15 protein-coding genes are annotated in these 18929 nt (G+C 52.3%); 11 read left to right on the forward strand and 4 right to left on the reverse strand.

What is annotated here, in order from left to right:
• Positions 1–76: 76 nt before the first annotated feature.
• The 10 genes from ACS5NO_RS19515 (at position 77) to ACS5NO_RS19560 (ending at position 13185) form a co-directional block, all read left to right on the forward strand.
• Positions 77–2584, forward strand: coding sequence for a glycoside hydrolase family protein (locus ACS5NO_RS19515; protein WP_439416700.1), 2508 nt, complete (start codon positions 77–79; stop codon positions 2582–2584).
• 124 nt (positions 2585–2708) lie between these two features.
• Entirely contained in the window at positions 2709–4436 is a 1728-nt protein-coding gene (locus tag ACS5NO_RS19520; protein ID WP_439416701.1) for a sodium:solute symporter family protein, read from the forward strand.
• An 8-nt stretch (positions 4437–4444) separates the two neighbouring features.
• A complete protein-coding gene (locus ACS5NO_RS19525; protein ID WP_439416702.1) occupies positions 4445–6487 on the forward strand; it encodes a glycoside hydrolase family 2 protein in 2043 nt (680 codons plus the stop codon).
• Entirely contained in the window at positions 6462–8744 is a 2283-nt protein-coding gene (locus ACS5NO_RS19530; protein WP_439416703.1) for an FAD-dependent oxidoreductase, read from the forward strand. The genes ACS5NO_RS19525 and ACS5NO_RS19530 overlap by 26 nt, the downstream gene beginning before the upstream one ends.
• A 333-nt stretch (positions 8745–9077) precedes the next feature.
• Positions 9078–9329 (forward strand): hypothetical protein, encoded by a 252-nt coding sequence (locus ACS5NO_RS19535; RefSeq protein WP_439416704.1) that lies wholly within the window; start codon positions 9078–9080, stop codon positions 9327–9329.
• 117 nt (positions 9330–9446) lie between these two features.
• Positions 9447–9728 carry a hypothetical protein gene (locus ACS5NO_RS19540; RefSeq protein WP_114406185.1) on the forward strand — a complete coding sequence of 94 codons (282 nt, stop codon included), beginning with the start codon at positions 9447–9449 and terminating at the stop codon, positions 9726–9728.
• Positions 9729–10049: 321 nt separating this feature from the next.
• A complete protein-coding gene (locus ACS5NO_RS19545; protein WP_114406186.1) occupies positions 10050–10604 on the forward strand; it encodes a peroxiredoxin in 555 nt (184 codons plus the stop codon).
• 110 nt (positions 10605–10714) lie between these two features.
• The gene (locus ACS5NO_RS19550; RefSeq protein ID WP_439416705.1) at positions 10715–11305 is read left to right on the forward strand and encodes a carboxymuconolactone decarboxylase family protein; all 591 of its coding nucleotides are present in this window, start codon (positions 10715–10717) and stop codon (positions 11303–11305) included.
• A gap of 160 nt (positions 11306–11465) precedes the next feature.
• Positions 11466–12467, forward strand: coding sequence for a c-type cytochrome (locus ACS5NO_RS19555; protein WP_439416706.1), 1002 nt, complete (start codon positions 11466–11468; stop codon positions 12465–12467).
• Between the two features lie 91 nt (positions 12468–12558).
• On the forward strand, positions 12559–13185 hold the full coding sequence (locus tag ACS5NO_RS19560; RefSeq protein ID WP_439416707.1) for a response regulator: 627 nt from the start codon (positions 12559–12561) through the stop codon (positions 13183–13185).
• A gap of 439 nt (positions 13186–13624) precedes the next feature.
• Here the strand turns inward: ACS5NO_RS19560 and ACS5NO_RS19565 are convergent, their stop codons facing one another.
• Both ACS5NO_RS19565 and hemH read right to left on the reverse strand, forming a co-directional pair.
• Complete coding sequence (locus ACS5NO_RS19565) at positions 13625–14209, reverse strand: Uma2 family endonuclease (protein ID WP_439416708.1); 585 nt, start codon at positions 14207–14209, stop codon at positions 13625–13627.
• 45 nt (positions 14210–14254) lie between these two features.
• On the reverse strand, positions 14255–15334 hold the full coding sequence (gene hemH, locus ACS5NO_RS19570) for a ferrochelatase (RefSeq protein WP_439416709.1): 1080 nt from the start codon (positions 15332–15334) through the stop codon (positions 14255–14257).
• 213 nt (positions 15335–15547) lie between these two features.
• Between hemH and ACS5NO_RS19575 the strand changes: the two genes are divergently transcribed.
• Entirely contained in the window at positions 15548–16483 is a 936-nt protein-coding gene (locus tag ACS5NO_RS19575; protein ID WP_439416710.1) for a hydrogen peroxide-inducible genes activator, read from the forward strand.
• On the opposite strand, the gene ACS5NO_RS19580 is transcribed toward ACS5NO_RS19575, so the two are convergent.
• Together ACS5NO_RS19580 and ACS5NO_RS19585 are read right to left on the reverse strand one after the other, a co-directional pair.
• Positions 16480–17748, reverse strand: coding sequence for a DEAD/DEAH box helicase (locus ACS5NO_RS19580; protein ID WP_439416711.1), 1269 nt, complete (start codon positions 17746–17748; stop codon positions 16480–16482). The genes ACS5NO_RS19575 and ACS5NO_RS19580 overlap by 4 nt on opposite strands.
• Positions 17749–17803: 55 nt before the next feature.
• A complete protein-coding gene (locus tag ACS5NO_RS19585; RefSeq protein ID WP_138992124.1) occupies positions 17804–18886 on the reverse strand; it encodes a complex I subunit 1/NuoH family protein in 1083 nt (360 codons plus the stop codon).
• Positions 18887–18929 lie beyond the last annotated feature (43 nt).

Here is an 18929-nt window from a genome sequence, read left to right on the forward strand (position 1 = left end):
TCAAACCGTGGGCTTTTAATCGTAGGCCGCTTGCTCTTACCCGCAGGCTCAGTCTTAAACGAATTTCTATAGTATCATGAAATACAGCCTTAGTATTGTACTTGGATTCCTCAGTCTGACCGGTTTTGCCCAGACGTCGAAGCAACTCAGCCTGTCGAACGGAAAAGTTCAGTTGGTGTGGGAATCGACGGCTGCGGGCTGGCGGTTGCAGAAAGTAGCCGCTCAGAAAGGGAAACAATGGCAGACCTTCGCTCAGGCGTCCGGCGAAAACACGGTGTTGTATGCCGCCGAAAAACCGTCGGAACTGCCCCAGCAAACCTTCAAAACCATCACGGGCGAAGAGTTTCCGGGTGAACATTACCATTACCAGACGAAACAATGGGCCGAAAGCACGAACCCGGTTTCGCTAAATACCGCCGGACAGGCCACCCATTTTTTCCCGAAAGAAGGCAAACAGGCCGGTAAAAACAGCCTGACTTTCCGACAGGAAACCGAAACGGCCACGATCAGCACCGAATGGAGTCTGGACCCGAAATTCCCGCAGGACATTGTGGTTAAGCAAACGCTGGTCGCTAAAAAGGGCGGGTATTTTTCGCTGGCGAGTCCTTCGATTGCCACGGTTTCTGAACAAACACTGGCGTGGGCGACTGTGCCTGGGTATTTTCAGGGGAATACCATGCAGCCGAATTTTGTGCTGGCCTACGCCTACGGACACGGCATTCCGAGTCTGCCCGTCATCTACCGCGAACGTTGTGCCAGTACGCTCAGTCCGATGATCAGCACCAAAAACGGCTTGACGCTCTCGGTCATTCCGGAACCTGGTCTGGCCCGCGATCCGTGGGCGAACGACAAAATCACGCAAATCGACTGGAACATCGGCCTGTCACACATGAACCGCAAAGCCCAGCTTTCGCCGACGCTGTATTTTCCGGTGCTGGGCGAACCCAAGTCGGCTTTGAAGTCGGGAGAAAGTATCAGCTACACGTTCCGCTACAGCCTGACCGACGGCGACTGGTTCAAGGCGCTGAATCATACGGTGTACGATATTTATCAGTTCAAAGAATCGCTGGCGTTGCGGCAAAGCAAACAATCGCTGACCGACCGCATCCAGAAGATGCACCACTACCTGACCGACCCGAAAACGTCGCTCTGGAATGTGGAGGAATTTGAAGGCAAAAAAATCGGGGCGCAGTCGTATCTGGGGGGCGTGGTTGGCTCGAACAAAGACGCCATGAAAAACTCCGATTACGGCGCGATGTGGATGCTGGCAACGGCCACCGGCGACTCGTTGCTGACGAAAAATGTGCTGCCCTACGCCGAAAACTTCAAGCTGGTGCAGCAGGAAACCAACAACGGTTTTTTCAAGGGAGCCGTTGAGGGTCAGTATTACCTGGCGAAATCCAAGAAGTTTGTCGAAGAGTGGGGCGCGGTGGTTGAACCGATTGCGCTGACGTATTACACCTTGCTCGACATTGGGAACATGATGCTGTTTGAACCGGAGGATCAGGAGTTGAAGGAGCGGCTGCGGTTTGGTGCCGAGCGCTTGCTGACCTGGCAAAAACCGGATGGCAGTTGGGCGGTGGCCTACGACAAGAAAACGGAGCAGGAAATTTTCAAGGACGTGCAGGATGTTCGACCGACGTTTTACGGAATGATTGTCGCCCACCGCATCCTGAAAGACCCCAAGTACCTCGCGGCAGCCCGGAAAGGAGCCGACTGGCTGATCAAAAATGCCGTCGAAACCGGGCGTTTTCTCGGCGTTTGCGGGGATGCCCGCTACGCGCCGGATTTTGCTACCGGCCAGTCGGCCCAGGCGTTTCTGGATTTGTATGATCTGACGAAGGACGAACGCTACAAAGCAGCCGCCATCACGTCTGCCAAGCTGTACACCACCTCGATTTATACACACCCGATTGCCAGCCACAAAATGAAAACCGTGAATGGCGCGCAAAAAGAAGATTGGGAAATCAGCCAGGCGGGTCTGAGTTTTGAACACGGCGGTATTTTCGGCTCGGCCACGCGGCTCGGCCCGATTCAACTCGCCAGCCACGCCGGGATGTTTATCCGGATGTATGGACTGACGAAGGAACCGATTTTTGCCGACATGGCGCGGGCCGCAGCCATTGGCCGCGATGCGTTTGTCGACCCCAAAACGAGTGTCGCTTCGTACTACTGGCAGGCCATGAACCGGGGCGCGGGGCCGTATCCACACCACGCCTGGTGGCAGGTAGGCTGGCTGACGGATTATTTGCTGGCCGAAGCCGAACTGCGTTCAGGAGGGAAAGTGGTTTTTCCACGCGGTTTTGTGACGCCCAAAGTGGGGCCGCACCAGACCTACGGTTTTGCGCCGGGGATGGTCAATGGCGAGAAGGCCAGCCTGCTGATCGACGAAGAGCTGGTGAAGATCGATAACGCGTCGGTGGATTATATTCTGGCGAAAGCAGAGAAAAACGACAAGGTATTTGTGGTTTTGCTGAACAACAGCGCCCAGCCTTCCGATTTTCAATTCACGGCGGGAAGTCAGAAAACCGTCGCGAAAAAGTTGCCGCCTTTTGGGCTGGAAGTGGTGATGATTGAGAATTAACTGATCAAAAGTTGGATGGGAACACGGATGAAACGGATTGGACGGATCAAAACGGATTTTAATCAGCGAAAATCCTTTCAATCCGTTTCATCCGTGTTCCCATTACACACAAACGCTAATAATCTTGAATACAACCATTGATACCGCCGTCATCCTCGTTTTCTCAGCTTTTGTGCTGGGCATCGGGATGCTGTTTGCCCGAACCGGACGCAATCTGAAATCGTTTTTCGCTGGCGGAGAAGCCGTGCCGTGGTTCATTGGCGGCCTGTCGCTGTTCATGAGCTTTTTCTCCGCCGGAACGTTCGTCGCCTGGGGTTCCATCGCCTACAAACACGGCTGGGTCGCCATCACGATTCAGTGGACCATGTGCATCGGGGCTTTGATCACCGGTTTGTACCTCGCGCCCCGCTGGAAAGCCGCCGGGGCGTTGACAGCCGCCGAGTTCATCCGTGAACGGCTGGGGCTGACGGTCCAGAAAGTGTACATTTTCATTTTCACCCTCGTATCGGTTTTTATCAAAGGATCGGTGCTGTATCCGGTGGCCAAACTGGTCAGTTCGTCGCTGAACCTGCCGCTCGTTCCCTGCACCATCGGGCTGGGAATTTTTATGATCGCCTACACCGCCGTCGGCGGACTCTGGGCGGTGATGGTGACCGATATCTTGCAGTTTGTGGTGTTGTCAGCGGCTGTCTTCATTCTGCTCCCGCTTTCGCTTGATAAAGTCGGCGGTTTTGACGGTTTTACAAGTGCCGTTCCCGACGATTTTTTCAACCTCCTGAACGGCGAATACACCTTCGGATTCGTGGCGGCTTTTGTGATTTACCACATCTGCTACATCGGTGGCAACTGGACGTTCGTGCAGCGGTATACCAGCGTCGACAGTCCGAAATCGGCCCGGAAAGTGGCGTTTCTGTTTGCGGGACTGTACCTCGTCAGTCCGGTAATCTGGATGTTGCCGCCGATGATTTACAAAGCCATCAACCCCTCGCTGACCGGTCTGGATACCGAAAATGCGTACCTGATGATCTGCAAGCTCGTGTTGCCGCCGGGTCTTTTGGGGTTGATGCTGACGGGCATGTACTTTTCGACCTCAGCGAGTGCGAACACGGCCTTGAACGTGGTTTCGGCGGTTTTCACCAATGATATTTACAAAGGGTTGATCAATCCGAAAGCGTCGGATCAACAACTGATGCGGGTGGCTCGCGGGTCATCATGGTTTTTCGGTATCGGTATGATCATCATTGCACTGATGGTTCCGGCCGCTGGCGGCATTGTGGAAGTGGTCCTGAGCATTTCGTCCATTTCGGGCGGTCCGCTGCTGGCTCCTCCCCTCTGGGCGCTGTTTTCCAAACGCCTGACCGGAAAAGCGACGCTTTGGGTGACCGGTATTGGCCTGACTGTCAACCTGTTTTTCAAAGCGGTTTCGCCCTGGCTGCTGGATTTCAAACTGACGCGCGGAGCCGAAACCATCATCGGCGTCGGCTTGCCGCTGCTGCTTTTACTGGCCTATGAACTCTGGGCAAGATCCCGCGAAAAAGTGGCCGACGAGTACCTGACCTATCGCACGGCTGACAAACAAAAACGGATCGATGCCGCCGAAGCCGTCAGTGAAGAAGAAGCGATTGAAGTGAAGAAACAAAACCGCTTTGGATTGCGGGTGATTGCCGTATCGCTGGTTTTCACCGCCGTCATGCTGTTCGGCCTGAGTTTCCTGACCACGCAGGGGGCTGGCATCACGGCGGTTATTTCCGGGGTCGTTCTGACCGGTTCTTTCATTCCATGGCTGGCGTCGAGACGGGTTCAAATCTCTTCAAGTCTGCCACAATCGGAGAAAATCATCAAAACCCATTGATTCCTCTCATGCGATACCCTCTGATCATTCTATTTTTAGTACTCCAGTTCGCCACGGTTTCGTTCGCCCAGTACAGCATCCGCGACCCGAAAGCCATTCCGCTGCACGGCGAGTGGGTGTTTGCGATGGACCCGAACGACGTCGGCGAAACCGGGAAATGGTACCGCGAAGACGCCCCGCTCAACCGCTGGAATAAGGTGACGGTGCCGCATTGTTTTTCGGTCGATCCACGCTACCAGTTTTACACGGGTACGGCCTGGTATCGCCGGACGTTTCCGTGGCAACCAACCACTGGCAAACGCGTGTTGCTCCACTTCGATGCCGCGTATTACGAAACCGTCGTCTGGCTCAACGGGCAGAAAGTCGGCACGCACGAAGGCGGGTACACGCCGTTTCACTTCGATGTAACGGATTTCCTGAAAGCGGGTGTTAACACCATTGCAGTTTCAGTCGATAACAACACCTGGAAGGTCGGCACCATTCCCGGTTCGAAAGACAACAACGAACCGAACGACCCGTTTCCGGGCTGGGTCAACTACGGCGGCTTGATTCGCCCGGTGTACCTGACCGTCGAACCGGCCGTTTACGTCGAAAATGTAAAAATCGAAGCGATGCCTGACCTCGCGAAAGGAACCGCCACGCTGAAGATCAAAACCCGGATTCGCAACACCACCGGCCAAACGAATGCGCCCAAACTGGCATTCCGGGTCGAGCAGGCCGGGAAAGTGATCCCGCTCAACTGGAAACAGCAAACCGGTTCTGCTGCGAATCAAACCCTGGTGCTGGAGGCCGAAACGGCGCTCAAAACCGCCGACGTCAAACTCTGGAGCATCGACCAGCCGACCTTATACGACGTTCAGGTCATCGCCGGAACCGACACCGTCCGAACGCACTTTGGCATTCGTAAAGTAGAGGTTCGCAATGCCCAACTGCTGCTGAACGGCCAGCCGATCAAAGTAGCGGGCGGAAACCGCGTGGTCGATTACCCGGCTTTGGGGTCATTGGAACCGGATTGGCTCATTGAAAAAGACCTGCGGCTGATGAAGGAAGCGGGCATGGAACTCCACCGCCTGACGCACTACACGCCCTCCGAAACCGTCTACGACTGGGCCGACCGCAACGGGATGCTGATCATCACCGAAGCCGGCAACTGGCAGATTACGCCCCGCTTGATGGACAACGATACCATCCGTACCAAGTTCCGGCAGCAGTTTCGTGAGATGGCCGAGCGCGACTGGAATCACCCCAGTGTCATCGCCTACAGCGTGGGAAATGAATACCTGTCGGAGCAACCCGCCGGGCAGCGCTGGACCAAAGACATGATTGCCTACGCCCGCGAACTCGATCCAACCCGGCTGTACACCTTCGCGTCGATGCGGCTGAACATTCTGCCTAAAAAACCGGAAGACGAAGCCAGCCAGTACTGCGATTTCATCTCGACCAATACGTACGGCAACCATGCCAACATCCTGAAACACATCCACTCGCTGTATCCCGACAAACCGATTTTTATCAGTGAATACGGCACCCGGGCCGATGGCAACACCGGCGAAGCAGGGCAGGTTACTCACCTTGAAAAGTTCCTGAGTGATGTCCGGCCACTGCCCTACGTGATCGGTGCCTCCTGGTGGTCGTTCAACGATTACCTCAGCCGCCACGACGGCACCAACCCCGACGGCACCCGGCCCTGGGGACTCGTCCGGCACGACCGCTCGAAACGGCCGTTGTATGTTACCCACCAGACCGGCATGGCTCCGTTGACGATTGAAAAATTAAGCTGGAAACCCGGCCCGGAAGGCACCCATGCCCTCACGATCCGGCTAACGGCCCGGCCCGATTTTCCGGCGTATGCCCTGAAACAATACCGCCTGAAAACCGGTGCAGCAACCCAACTGATTCCCGATTTACAACCGGGCCAAACCACTGATATTTTAATTCCGGTAACCGGTTTCGATAAAACAATGACCGTTGAGGTTATGAAACCGACGGGCTTTTCAATTCTTACGCAAACGATTGATCTGACAAATGATACGCGAACAAGCAACCGATAAACGAAGTCCGAAAACCGTCCGGTACGAGGCTGATTTGATGGTGGTAGGCGGAGGACTTTCCGGTACCTGTTGTGCCATTACGGCGGCCAGGGCGGGCATCCAGGTGGTGCTGGTGCAAGACCGGCCCGTATTGGGCGGCAACTCTTCCAGCGAAGTCCGGCTCTGGGTTCTGGGAGCCACCTCGCACATGGGCAATAACAACCGCTGGGCGCGCGAAGGCGGTTTTATTGACGAGCTTCTGCTCGAAAACCTGTACCGGAATCCGGAAGGGAACCCGCTGATTTTTGACACAATCCTCCTCGAAAAGGTCGTCAACGAGCCGAATATCAAGCTCCTGCTGAACACGGCGGTCTACGAAGTGGAGAAGTCTGATGCCGAAACCATTACGGGACTGAAGGCTTTTTGCAGCCAGAACAGCACGGCCTATGAGTTAGTGGCTCCACTTTTCTGCGATGCTTCGGGCGATGGCGTCGTGGCGTTTCAGGCCGGGGCCGCGTTCCGAATGGGCGCCGAGTCGCGGGAGGAGTTTGGGGAGAAGTTTGCGCCCACCGCCGAGTATGGCGAACTGTTGGGGCATTCACTTTATTTCTACTCGAAAGACACCGGCAAACCGGTTCGGTTCGTGCCGCCTTCCTACGCATTGCAGGACATCACCCAGATTCCGCGCTACCGACGCTTCAATACCAAAGAATTCGGTTGTCAGTTGTGGTGGATCGAATACGGCGGACGGCTCGACACGGTTCACGAAACCGAAACCATCAAGTGGGAACTCTGGAAAGTGGTCTACGGCGTCTGGAATCACATCAAGAATTCCGGGCAGTTTCCCGAAGCCGAAACGATGACCCTCGAGTGGGTCGGACAGATTCCCGGCAAGCGCGAAAGCCGCCGGTTTGAAGGGGATTACATGCTGAAACAACAGGATGTGGTCGAACAGCGAACGCATCCCGACGCCGTGGCATTCGGTGGCTGGTCGCTGGATTTGCACCCCGCCGATGGCGTTTTTTCCGAAAAACCGGGTTGCAACCAGTGGCACAGCAAGGGGCTTTACCAGCTTCCGTACCGTTCGTTCTACAGCCGGAACATCAAAAACCTGTTCATTGCCGGACGGATCATAAGCGCATCGCACGTTGCGTTTGCTTCCTCGCGGGTGATGGGAACGAGTGCGCACGGCGGACAGGCCGTTGGGATGGCCGCAGCGCTGTGTACCCGCGACGGTCTGCTGCCCCGCGACCTGACCGAACCGGTTCGAATGCGGAAACTTCAACAGGAACTGCTGAAAACCGGTCAGCATATTCCGGGTTTAGTACTCCATGACGACAACGATTTAACCCAAAAAGCCACCCTATCGGCTTCCAGCGAACTGATTTTGAACGAGTTGCCAGCCGACGGACCTCTGGTTCCGCTGACGGCCTCAGCCGCTCAGATGCTGCCGTTGCCCGCCGGGCCGGTTCCCGGTATGACGGTTTGGGTCAGTGCCGACCAGGCCACAACCCTAACGGTTGAACTGCGTCGCAGCAGCAAACCCGACAATCACACACCGGACGTGACCCTTCAAACCCTGACCCTTTCGCTGCCAAAAGGCAAACAGAAACTGGATCTGAATTTTGAAACCGTCCTGAAAGAACCCGGGTATGTGTTCATAACCTTTTTGAAAAATGAACACATCCGGCTGCAATACAGTGCGTTGCGGGTGACGGGCGTCCTATCAGTTTTCAACAAAATCAACGCGGCTGTTTCCAATTTTGGTAAACAGGAACCAACGGAGGACATCGGGGTGGAAGCGTTCGAATTCTGGACCCCCGAGCGTCGGCCCAAAGGCCAGAATATTGCCTTGAAAATCGATTCCGGCATTGCGCTGTTTGGCGTCGAAAACCTCCGCAACGGGATTCAGCGGCCGACGTACCAACCCAATGCCTACGTAGCGGCCCCCAACGATCCGAATCCAACGGTTACCTTAAGTTGGCCTTCGCCCCAGCGCATCGGCCGAGTGGAACTGTTCTTCGACGGCGACTTCGACCATCCGCTCGAAACCGTGATTATGACGCATCCGGAGACGGAAGTCCCGTTTTGTGTTCGTCAATACATCCTCTGTAATGATCGCAACGAGCGTATTTTTCAGGAAAGTGACAACCACCAGACCCGCAACACGATCCGGTTTGAGCAGCCCATTGAAACCCGCAGCCTGACCATTCACCTCAAAGCCATGAACGGACCGGTTCCGGCGGCTTTGCTGGAAGTCCGGTGTTATGCCGATTAGCCACCTCTGTTTCTCCATTCCCGGATTATTCCCGAATCGCAAGAGCCGATTCGGGAATAACGCTTTCATTTACTTAAAAGAAATAATTTGTTTTCGTAACTAATAAAGCCTATCTAGCGTTATATCCAGTATATGGTGCAACTTCTCCATCATCGATTTTGGCTTCCTGGTTGACACACATCGATAGGCCGCCACTCTTCTTTTTTGTAAAGCACTGTATTTCAGAGTAGATATCATGATTATCGAGTTGGTCTGATCATGGTAAAACGACCGCCTGATACCTTTATCAACGGTTTGTTGGCCGCTCTTTCACTATTAAACAACATAGAGAAAATGGTACATGCGATTCATTTGCTGAAAGAAAAAATTAAAACGATCGGAGTAACACAATGGAACAACCTGCTTCATCGGGTTTTCCGGCCGGTTATTGGCCCATCACAATCCATTTACGATTCAGTGGGAAACGGCATGTTTGGATTCGATCAGGCTCCGGCTAAAAGTTATCAATTGATTCCCGTCGAAACGAATAAACCCACTTTTCAACCACAGAAACCAAAGCAGTATCTTCTGGAAGATATTCGCTAATCGACCGACCGTGTGTTGAAAACGATTTCGGTAAGCAGGTCTTCATTGAAGTGACCAGTCTATCGGGCCATTTGCTCCGAAAGTTCGGACGAATGCAATGATTTTTTATTTTACAAAATGAACGAATTAGCCACCAAGCTCCAAAAAATGCAGGAATTTGGCACACCCACCGTCGGTGGTTATGTCATCACAAACTTTTACCGGTCTAACGCCCACAGTGGGCCAACCACCTATCGGTTGCATTTTAAAAGAGAAAAAGATTTAACACCCCCTTCGTTTGACGTTGTCATTCAATACACCGAAGCATTTCAGGTAGACTACAAAGATCCGGGGCACGATACGGAACGGCTTACGTTCCCTACGTATGAATCGGTTATGGCTTATTTAGCCGCCAAGTAGCACCCAAATCCATACATTCTATAGACGCGAAGTTGAGTCGTGGTGAAATGATCTGATCATTTCCCAGCTCAGTTTCGCGTTTTTATTTTTTATATAATATAAAATTAAAACCAAATAACCCTATTTCACTAGTATTGCAAATTATATAATTTTTTATATATTATCCATATTCCGAAGCAAGCTATACTGAAAACGAAGGAGTTAAAAACCGCATTGATTTTATCTATACGGCATCAATAAATCGAATTTACATCCTACCTACTTTTTTTGCATTTTTGTACAGAATTTAGATTATACAACCTGTATAAATACTTGCAAACCATGAAAAATCAAATTGTTTCCGTCGGATCAACATTTCCGGATTTCAAGAAACTGGCCGTTGTATCGCTGGACAAAGGCAACGAGTTTTACGAAATTTCATCGGACGATCACAAGAACGCCGGCAAATGGCTGGTGATGTTCTGGTGGCCGAAAGACTTTACGTTCGTATGCCCCACCGAAATCGCCGAGTTCAACAACAAGTTCGAAGATTTCGCCGACCGGGATACGATCGTAATTGGCGCTTCGACCGATAGTGAATTCGTTCACCTGGCGTGGCGCAAAAACCATGACGACCTGCGTGGCCTGAAATTCCCAATGCTGGCCGATACGTCAAAATCACTGGCCGAAGAGCTGGGCATTCTGGAAGCCAACGAAAAAATTGCCTACCGCGTCACCTATATCGTTGATCCTCAAGGCATTATTCGTTGGGTTTCGGTAAATGACCTGTCTGTTGGCCGGAATGTGAACGAAGTCATCCGCGTTCTGGATGCCCTGCAAACCGACGAGCTTTGCCCCTGCAACTGGGTAAAAGGCGAAGAAACGCTAACGGCTTAATTTTAATTTTGAATGAGTGAATGATAGAATGAGTGAATAGCTCCGCCAAATGAAACTCCCTGCGAAGCTATTCACCCATTCTATCATTCACTCATTCTATCATTCAAAAGATGACCACGTCCATTCAAAACGAAACCATACTGTCGCTGCTGACCAATCTGGGATTGGATACCGCGGCCTCCTATCCGGCGCTCGAAACGCTGGGACAGGTTGACCACCGGTATTTGCGCGATCTGAAAATCAACGTTGGCAATGTTCTGAACAGCAGCCAGCATCTGTCGAAGAAACACGCGTACCTGCTGGCGTTGTCGGTTGCTGCAAACGAAAAATACCAGCCGTTGATCGACAGCTTTTCAGCCATTGCCCGTCAGGAAGGTGCCACCGACGCCGAAATCGCCGAAACACTCGCCTGTACATCGCTGTTGAGCACCAACAACGTTTTTTACAGATTCCGTCACTTCACCGGAAAAGATTACTACCAACAGACCCAACCCGGTATTCGGATGAGCATCATGATGAATCCGGTGTTGGGAAAAGAATTTTTCGAGTTGGTTAGCCTCGTTGTTTCAGCCGTCAACGGGTGTGAATTGTGCGTTCGTTCGCACGAAGAAAGCGTCTTGAAACACGGTGCCACGGAGGCCCGGGTATTTGACGCCATCCGGCTGGGATCGGTTGTAAAAGGATTGATTACCATTTTGTAACGCATTACCTACACTTCATCGACCAACCTGCGGGACTTTAAAAGTCTCGCAGGTTTTTTTTTGCCAAATAATAAAACAAGCTCTTTATGTAACCACTTCCCGCACATTTTAAATAAGTTTACCTGTCAAAAATACCTACTCCCTCCTCTAACAAGATAACATGAAAAAGTTACTACGAATTTTGTTAATCGCCGTTGGCGTCATTGTACTGATCGGTATTGGCGGTTTCGCCTATGTGAAACTGGCCCTGCCCGATGTCGGCCCGGCGCCGGAGCTAACGATTCAGGCCGACTCGGTGCAAATTGCCCGGGGCCGCTATCTGGCCAACCACGTGGCGGTTTGTGTCGATTGCCACTCCGAACGGGATTGGAACATCGTGAGCGGCCCGGTTATTCCGGGAACCGAAGGCAAGGGTGGTGAAGCATTCACCCGCGAAATGGGCTTTCCGGGTGTTTATTACGCCCGAAACATCACCCCGGCCCACCTGAGCGGCTGGAGCGATGGGGAAATTTACCGCGCCATTACGGCGGGTGTCAGCAAAGACGGAAGCCCGTTGTTTCCGGTTATGCCCTACGGCAATTTCGGTCAGGCCGATCCGGAAGACATCAAAGCCATCATTGCCTACGTACGGACCTTAAAACCGATTGAAAACAAGTCCATTCCGGCGCCTGAGTCGGACTTTCCAATGAGTTTGATCATCAACACCATTCCAACCAAAACCGAGGGCGGCAAGCGTCCGGATCCGGCCGATTCTGTTGCCTACGGAAAATACCTGACAACGTTTGCCAGTTGTGGTGACTGCCACACGCCCGTAGACGACAAGGGTCAACCGCTTCCGGGAATGGCCTTTGCCGGGGGTCGGCAATTTCCGATGCCCGTGGGAACCGTTCGCGCGATGAACCTGACGCCTGATGCAGAAACGGGACTGGGTTCGTGGACAAAGCAGGCTTTCATTGCCCGCTTCAAAGCCGCCGAAAAGGATTTTAAACACCCCTCTACCGGTGAATTTGAAGGATTCAACACCATCATGCCCTGGATGATGTATGCCGGCATGAGCGAGCAGGATTTAGGAGCCATCTTTACGTACCTCAAAACGGTTCCACCGGTGAAGAACGCTGTCGTGCGGTTCACACCGAAGGGGAAAGAAGTTGCGAGTCGGTAAGCCGCATCTGTTCAGTTGCCGTTTACTCAAATAGGTGGTTGTCTTTTCCGGAGAAAAGCCGAGTATTGCAGGGTTAAACCCTTCTTTTCCCATGACTTACAACATCGCTCTTCTGGATGACCATCGGGTGGTGCTTGAAAGTTTCGCGAATTTACTCGCAACTTTTGACCGCTTTCGGGTGATCGGAACGGCTTTCGATCCAGCCTCTCTGTTTAACATTCTGGAGCAGGAGCCAACCGATGTGCTGATCACCGATTTGCTGATGCCGACCGGAAACGGAACCGAACTGATTCCGATGGTAAAATCCCGGTATCCGAACCTGGCCGTTCTGGTATTATCCGGCTCGTATGATCCGGTTCTGGTACAGCAGGCGATGCAGGCGGGTGCCAATGGTTACATCACAAAAACCGCCGACAAAGCCGAGCTTTTCGATGCCATGCTGGCCGTTGCCGCCGGTCGCCGGTACATCGACAGCCGGGTTTTTTCGGTGAATGAAACCGTGTTGAACCCACCCGTCAGCAATCCGTTGACCGACCGGGAAACCGAAATCGCCGGTTTGATTCTGGATGAACACTCCAGCATGGAAATTGCCAGCCGGTTGTTCATTTCATTCAATACCGTAGAAACGCATCGCAAGCGGATTTATCAGAAACTGGGTGTAACGACCTCCCTGGGTTTGATGAAATACCTGCTGAAGCGCGGGTATTTGAAAGCCTAAACGAGCTGTCAAACCGTTAAAATCACCGAATTCCGTGACGCTAAATCACAGAATTCGGTGATTTTTTTTGCGATCGGATTGCGGACTTTTGTACCGTCCGACGGTTTTCATACCGGCTCTATCCACCAAAATCAGTATTCAGCAACAACATATGAACTCGATTTTTATTTCCCTGCTCCTGGTCGTAGGCGCTCTGATTTGGTCCGGTTTTTCCCGTTACGATTTCTGCGACCATGACCATGACCCCTCCGATATTTCCTGGGATGAAATCGACGAGGATTTATGGCCTTAACTAACGAACAATCAGCCTGGTAATTGAAGGAAAATCAATACAGTGAGTAGATGTACCACAATGATCAGGGGTCAACCAACATGGCCAACCGGCGAGAATGTCCCGAGGTTTTAAACAAGCGAAGGCCCGCTGCTCTGCGGGCCTTCGTTATTCCGGGTCTTCCTGAACATCGACGCCCAGGTAAATTTCGCTCATGGGAATCTCCGCGTCGACGGACTCCAGCCGAACCACATCCGTTAGTTTCCAATACGACGCAATCCGCCAGAGATCATTTTCTACCTTGGTAAAAACCTCGACTAGAGCACCGTCTGGACTGATTTGAACATATTCCCGGAATGAAGGTATCTGACGGTACAAACTAAATTTTTTGCGTTTGTCGTATCCCTTGGTTGATGGAGAGAAAACTTCAACGATAACCAAAGGATTACTGGCAGCATTTGTATTGGGTAGATAGCTCAGCAACGGTCCACAAATGACGCTGGCGTCGGGGTAAACATACTGACTTTCAGAGATTGCCAGAGCTAAGTCAGAATTATAAGCGCGGCACGGTTTGTTGCGCATGGCACGGCGAAGTTCAGATCCAATATTGTTGGCAATAAGACTATGCGCCGGAGTTCCGCCCGACATGTTATAAATTACGCCGTCAATGTACTCGTGTTTAACATTTGACTCCTGCTCCAGCGCAACATACTCTCCAACGGTGTAGTAATTTTTGTTAACTGCCTGTCCCATTTTACATCCTGATTCTGAAGACCCTAATATACTGAAAATCTGACATTAGGCCGTCCGCTTCACCAGGTCGACCAGGGTTTCGATCCAGATGGGGCTGTCGTTCAGGCTTTCGACCAACTGCCAGCGTTCTCCGCCGAACTTCTCGAACAGTTCCTTGTATTCTACGCCCACCTCAATGATGGTTTCCAGACAGTCGGCCACAAACGCCGGGGAGAAAGCCAGCACACTCTTGACGCCTTGTTTGGCCAGTTGCGGGATCACATCATCCGTATACGGCTGAATCCAGGGATTTTTTCCCAGTCTGGACTGAAAACAGGTGGTGTATTTCCCTTCGGGAATACCGAGCTCCTTCACCAGGCGCCGGGTGGTATCGAAACACTGCGCCCGGTAACAATACTGGTTCATAGCGTGCAGTGAATCGCAGCAATCGCCCAGTTTACACACCTTGCCTGTCACGTCGCCTTTCAAAATCTGGCGTTCGGGCAAACCGTGGTAGCTGAAAATAACGTGGTCGTAGTCTTCCTGTGCCATGTATTTTCGACCCAGACGGACAAATCCTTCAATAAATTTGGGGTGATCGGAAAACCGGTTGGTGAAGCGAATCTGTGGAATCACCTGCCACTTGCCGACGATTTCCATCACTTTCTCGTACACCGAACCTGTACTGGCCGAGGCATACTGCGGAAAAAAGGGAATGACAATGATCTCGGTCAAACCCAGTTGCTGAAACGCCGAAAGACCGGCATCGATGCTCGGATTCTGATACCGCATCGCCAGTTTTACCACGTAATCGTCACCCAATGCCTTTTGCAGCTCCCGCTCCACCACTTCACCGTAATACTTTAAGGGAGAGCCATTTGCGGTCCATACCTCCCCATAGACCTTCGCAGATTTGGGAGCGCGAAACGGCGCAATGATCCCATTGACCAGAAACGTGCGGGACACCACCGGAATGTCGATCACCCGACCGTCCATCAAAAACTCGCGGAGGTATTTTCGGACATCCGGCACCGACGGGCTGTCGGGCGTGCCCAGGTTGACAATCAGAACGCCGGTTTTACCGGGCTGTTTCTGAACGGGTATTGATTGCTGCAAAACAGGTAGGTCCTGACCGGGTACTTCCATAGCGAATAACTTGATTGACAAATCAAAATTACAACGGAATTGGTATCAACTCAATCACTATCTTTTATTTTTGTATCGAAATTATTTATAATTAATAGAGGGCTAGAAATGGCCGGATGGTTTAAAATGGTTAAGGGACACTGGTTGTCAAACCGCCAAAGTCATTACAACCATTTTTAACCATCTCAACCATTCAAGCCATCACAACCATTCATGACCCTTTCGCAGTTAGAATACATTGTTGCCGTTGATACCCACCGCCATTTTGCCACTGCCGCCGATCATTGCCACGTTACCCAGCCCACATTGAGTATGCAAATTCAAAAGCTGGAGGACGAGCTGGGTGTATTGCTTTTCGACCGGTCGAAGCAACCGGTGGTGCCAACGGAAACCGGCCAACTCATTCTGAATCAGGCGCGTGATGTATTGAGAACCGCCCGGCGGATTCCGGAAATTGTGAAAGAGTCGAAAGAGGATTTTAGTGGCGAGCTTCGGTTGGGCATCATTCCGACGCTGGCACCCTATCTGCTGCCCTACTTCATTGGCCAGTTCATCGACCACTATCCGGCCGTGACGGTTCACATTCAGGAGATGATGACGGAGCAGGTGCTGGAGCGACTTAAAAACGGACTAATCGATGTTGGGATCGTGGTAACGCCACTGGATGAAAACGGTCTGCTGGAAATTCCGCTGTTCTACGAGCCTTTTGTCGTTTATGCCTCCGACTCCCATCCGCTTTTTCAAAAAACCGCTATTTCGGCGATGGATTTAAAAACCGATGGTTTGTGGCTGTTGACCGAAGGGCATTGCTTTCGAAACCAAGTCGTTAGCCTGTGCGGAAACGACAAACGACTGAACGGCAGCCAACCATTGCGCTACGAAACGGGTTCGCTCGAAACGCTGATCAAACTGATTGATAAACAGGATGGTTTTACGCTACTCCCCTATCTGGCGACCCTTGACATGGACGCAGTCCGGAAGGCCCGCACCCGGCCTTTCGAGGCTCCACAGCCGGTGCGGGAAGTCAGTCTGGTGATGCACCGCAGCTTTCTGAAGCGGAAGCTGATCGATGCCTTGAAGCAGGAAATAGTTACCCACTTGCCCGCCGAACTGACTATGAAGAAAAAAAATACAATCGTTAGTATTTAACGCCTGCCAAACCGTCGGCGGCTACCACCCCGGAAATCACTGCCGGCACTTTCGCTCCGGCTTCCGTTGGCACTGCTACCCGATTGCGTCCGCGATGACTGCCCTGTTCCGGAAGAAGCCGCAGCGGTTTCCATCGGGTACGGATGGTTGTCGACTACCGGTATAGACTTGGTAATCAACTTGTTAATGTCGCGCAAGTATTCTTTTTCTTCCGCATCGCAAAATGACAGCGCAATGCCATCGTGACCCGCCCGGCCCGTCCGGCCAATCCGGTGAACGTACGTCTCCGGGACGTTGGGCAGTTCGTAGTTGATCACGTGCGACAGTTCATCGACGTCGATGCCCCGCGCAGCAATGTCCGTGGCTACCAATACCCGCGTTTGCCGGTTCTTAAAGTTTGTCAGGGCGCGCTGACGGGCGTTCTGCGACTTATTGCCGTGAATGGCTTCCGCCTGAATACCGGCTTTCAGCAGATCTTTGGCCACTTTATCAGCACCGTGTTTGGTGCGGGCAAACACCAGGGCCGACTCAATGGCTTTGTCGTTGAGCAGGTGAATGAGCAGACGTTTTTTGTCGGTTTTGTCCACAAAATAAACCGCCTGTTTCACTTTCTCAGCCGTTGAAGAAACCGGCGTTACTTCCACCCTGACCGGTTTCCGCAGAATCGTATCGGCTAGTTTGGAAACGTCCGGCGGCATGGTGGCGGAGAAAAACAGTGACTGGCGTTGGGCGGGCAGTTTGGCAATCACCTTTTTGACATCGTGGATAAAGCCCATGTCGAGCATCCGGTCGGCTTCGTCGAGAACGAACAGTTCGATATGTTGCAAATGAACGAACCGCTGATTCATCAGATCCAGTAAACGGCCCGGCGTGGCAATCATGATGTCGACGCCAGCTTTCAGGGCAAGCGTCTGCGAATGTTGCGGAACTCCTCCGAAAATAACCGTATGACGCAGGTTCAAATATTTTCCGTAGGCAGCAAAACTCTCTCCGATCTGGATCGCTAATTCGCGGGTAGGCGTCAGAATAAGGGCTTTAATCGGGCGGGGACCGCGTTCCGGTCCCTTTTGAGCTTCCAGAATTTGCAGGATGGGAATGGCAAAAGCGGCCGTTTTTCCGGTACCGGTCTGGGCGCAGCCTAGTAAATCCCGGCGTTCCAGCAAAATAGGAATGGCCTGTTCCTGTATGGGGGTGGGGGTCGTATATCCTTCGGCGCTCAGGGCCTTCAGAATGGGCTCAATGAGCGCTAATTTGGTAAAAGACATGTGTTGAATTTAATACTTGTACCTGTACAACCCTGCCAGGACAAATAAAGTGCCATTACACCATCAACAACCGCCAAACACCCGAAATCAGCAGCAGAATCAGGCCGATAGGCGTCAACACTTTCCAGCACAGAAACATCATCTGATCGACCCGCACGCGGGGAAATGTCCAGCGCACCCACATCTGCACGAGCACCGCCAACATCGCTTTTGAGAACAGCCAGAACACGCCGGTGATGTTGCCCCAGGCGGTTCCCGGCAGGCCACTCGTCCAGTCGGCCAGGCGCAGAGGGCCAAGATTGGGCAAGGGCGTATTCCAGCTTCCCAGAAATAAAATGGCTCCCAGAAAAGAAACCAACAGCATCATGGCATATTCGGAAAGCATCAGGAGCGCAAACCGCATCCCGCTGTATTCGGTATTGTAGCCACCGACTAACTCGGATTCGCCTTCGGGCAAGTCGAAGGGCGCGCGGTTGCTCTCGGCAAGCGTCGTGATAAAAAAGACGATGTAGGCAATCAGCAGAAACGGGTTGCGGAGAATGTTCCAGCTAAAAATACCGCCCCAGTTCGTCACGTCCACTCCCAATGCCTTCAGTCCAAACAGGTAATTGGTTTCTTCGGTGTAGATGCCCTGCTGAAAACTGATGGTCTGCAGATTCAGCGTCTGACAAATCATCACCGCGCAAAGAATGGTCAGACCGAGCGGTATTTCGTAGGAAACAATCTGCGCCACCGAGCGCATGGCCCCAAACAGCGAATACTTGTTGTTGGACCCCCAACCCGCCATCATAATACCGATCACATCGACCGAAACAATTGCCATCAGGTAAAATACGCCCACTTCCGTCGCCGAGCCTTGCAGATCGGGGGTCAGCGGCATCACGGCATAGCCCGCAAAAACCGATGCAAAAATGATCAGCGGAGCCAGCAGAAACAGCTTGCGGTCGGCGGCTTTCGGCACAATATCTTCTTTCTGAAGCAATTTCAGCAGATCGGCAATCAGTTGCAGCAAGCCGAATTTCCCCACTTCCATCGGCCCCAGCCGGTCCTGAATAAACGCCGAGACTTTCCGTTCGAGGTAAACCCCAACGACCACAAAACTAACCGCAATGACTAAAAATATTGGAAGAGCGAGCATATGTACCCACGGACTAAAGTCCGTGTTTGAATCCTGAGCATTA

The sequence above is a fragment of the Larkinella fluvii genome (assembly GCF_051857545.1).
Taxonomy (GTDB): domain Bacteria; phylum Bacteroidota; class Bacteroidia; order Cytophagales; family Spirosomataceae; genus Larkinella.

Excerpts from the sequence above, each read along its gene's own strand:
- ACS5NO_RS19515 (WP_439416700.1), top strand. The coding sequence starts at position 77 with ATGAAATACAGCCTTAGTATTGTACTTGGATTCCTCAGTCTGACCGGT.
- ACS5NO_RS19525 (WP_439416702.1), top strand. The coding sequence starts at position 4,445 with ATGCGATACCCTCTGATCATTCTATTTTTAGTACTCCAGTTCGCCACG.
- ACS5NO_RS19530 (WP_439416703.1), top strand. The coding sequence starts at position 6,462 with ATGATACGCGAACAAGCAACCGATAAACGAAGTCCGAAAACCGTCCGG.
- ACS5NO_RS19535 (WP_439416704.1), top strand. The coding sequence starts at position 9,078 with ATGGTACATGCGATTCATTTGCTGAAAGAAAAAATTAAAACGATCGGA.
- ACS5NO_RS19540 (WP_114406185.1), top strand. The coding sequence starts at position 9,447 with ATGAACGAATTAGCCACCAAGCTCCAAAAAATGCAGGAATTTGGCACA.
- ACS5NO_RS19545 (WP_114406186.1), top strand. The coding sequence starts at position 10,050 with ATGAAAAATCAAATTGTTTCCGTCGGATCAACATTTCCGGATTTCAAG.
- ACS5NO_RS19550 (WP_439416705.1), top strand. The coding sequence starts at position 10,715 with ATGACCACGTCCATTCAAAACGAAACCATACTGTCGCTGCTGACCAAT.
- ACS5NO_RS19555 (WP_439416706.1), top strand. The coding sequence starts at position 11,466 with ATGAAAAAGTTACTACGAATTTTGTTAATCGCCGTTGGCGTCATTGTA.
- ACS5NO_RS19560 (WP_439416707.1), top strand. The coding sequence starts at position 12,559 with ATGACTTACAACATCGCTCTTCTGGATGACCATCGGGTGGTGCTTGAA.
- ACS5NO_RS19565 (WP_439416708.1), bottom strand. The coding sequence starts at position 14,209 with ATGGGACAGGCAGTTAACAAAAATTACTACACCGTTGGAGAGTATGTT.
- hemH (WP_439416709.1), bottom strand. The coding sequence starts at position 15,334 with ATGGAAGTACCCGGTCAGGACCTACCTGTTTTGCAGCAATCAATACCC.
- ACS5NO_RS19575 (WP_439416710.1), top strand. The coding sequence starts at position 15,548 with ATGACCCTTTCGCAGTTAGAATACATTGTTGCCGTTGATACCCACCGC.
- ACS5NO_RS19580 (WP_439416711.1), bottom strand. The coding sequence starts at position 17,748 with ATGTCTTTTACCAAATTAGCGCTCATTGAGCCCATTCTGAAGGCCCTG.
- ACS5NO_RS19585 (WP_138992124.1), bottom strand. The coding sequence starts at position 18,886 with ATGCTCGCTCTTCCAATATTTTTAGTCATTGCGGTTAGTTTTGTGGTC.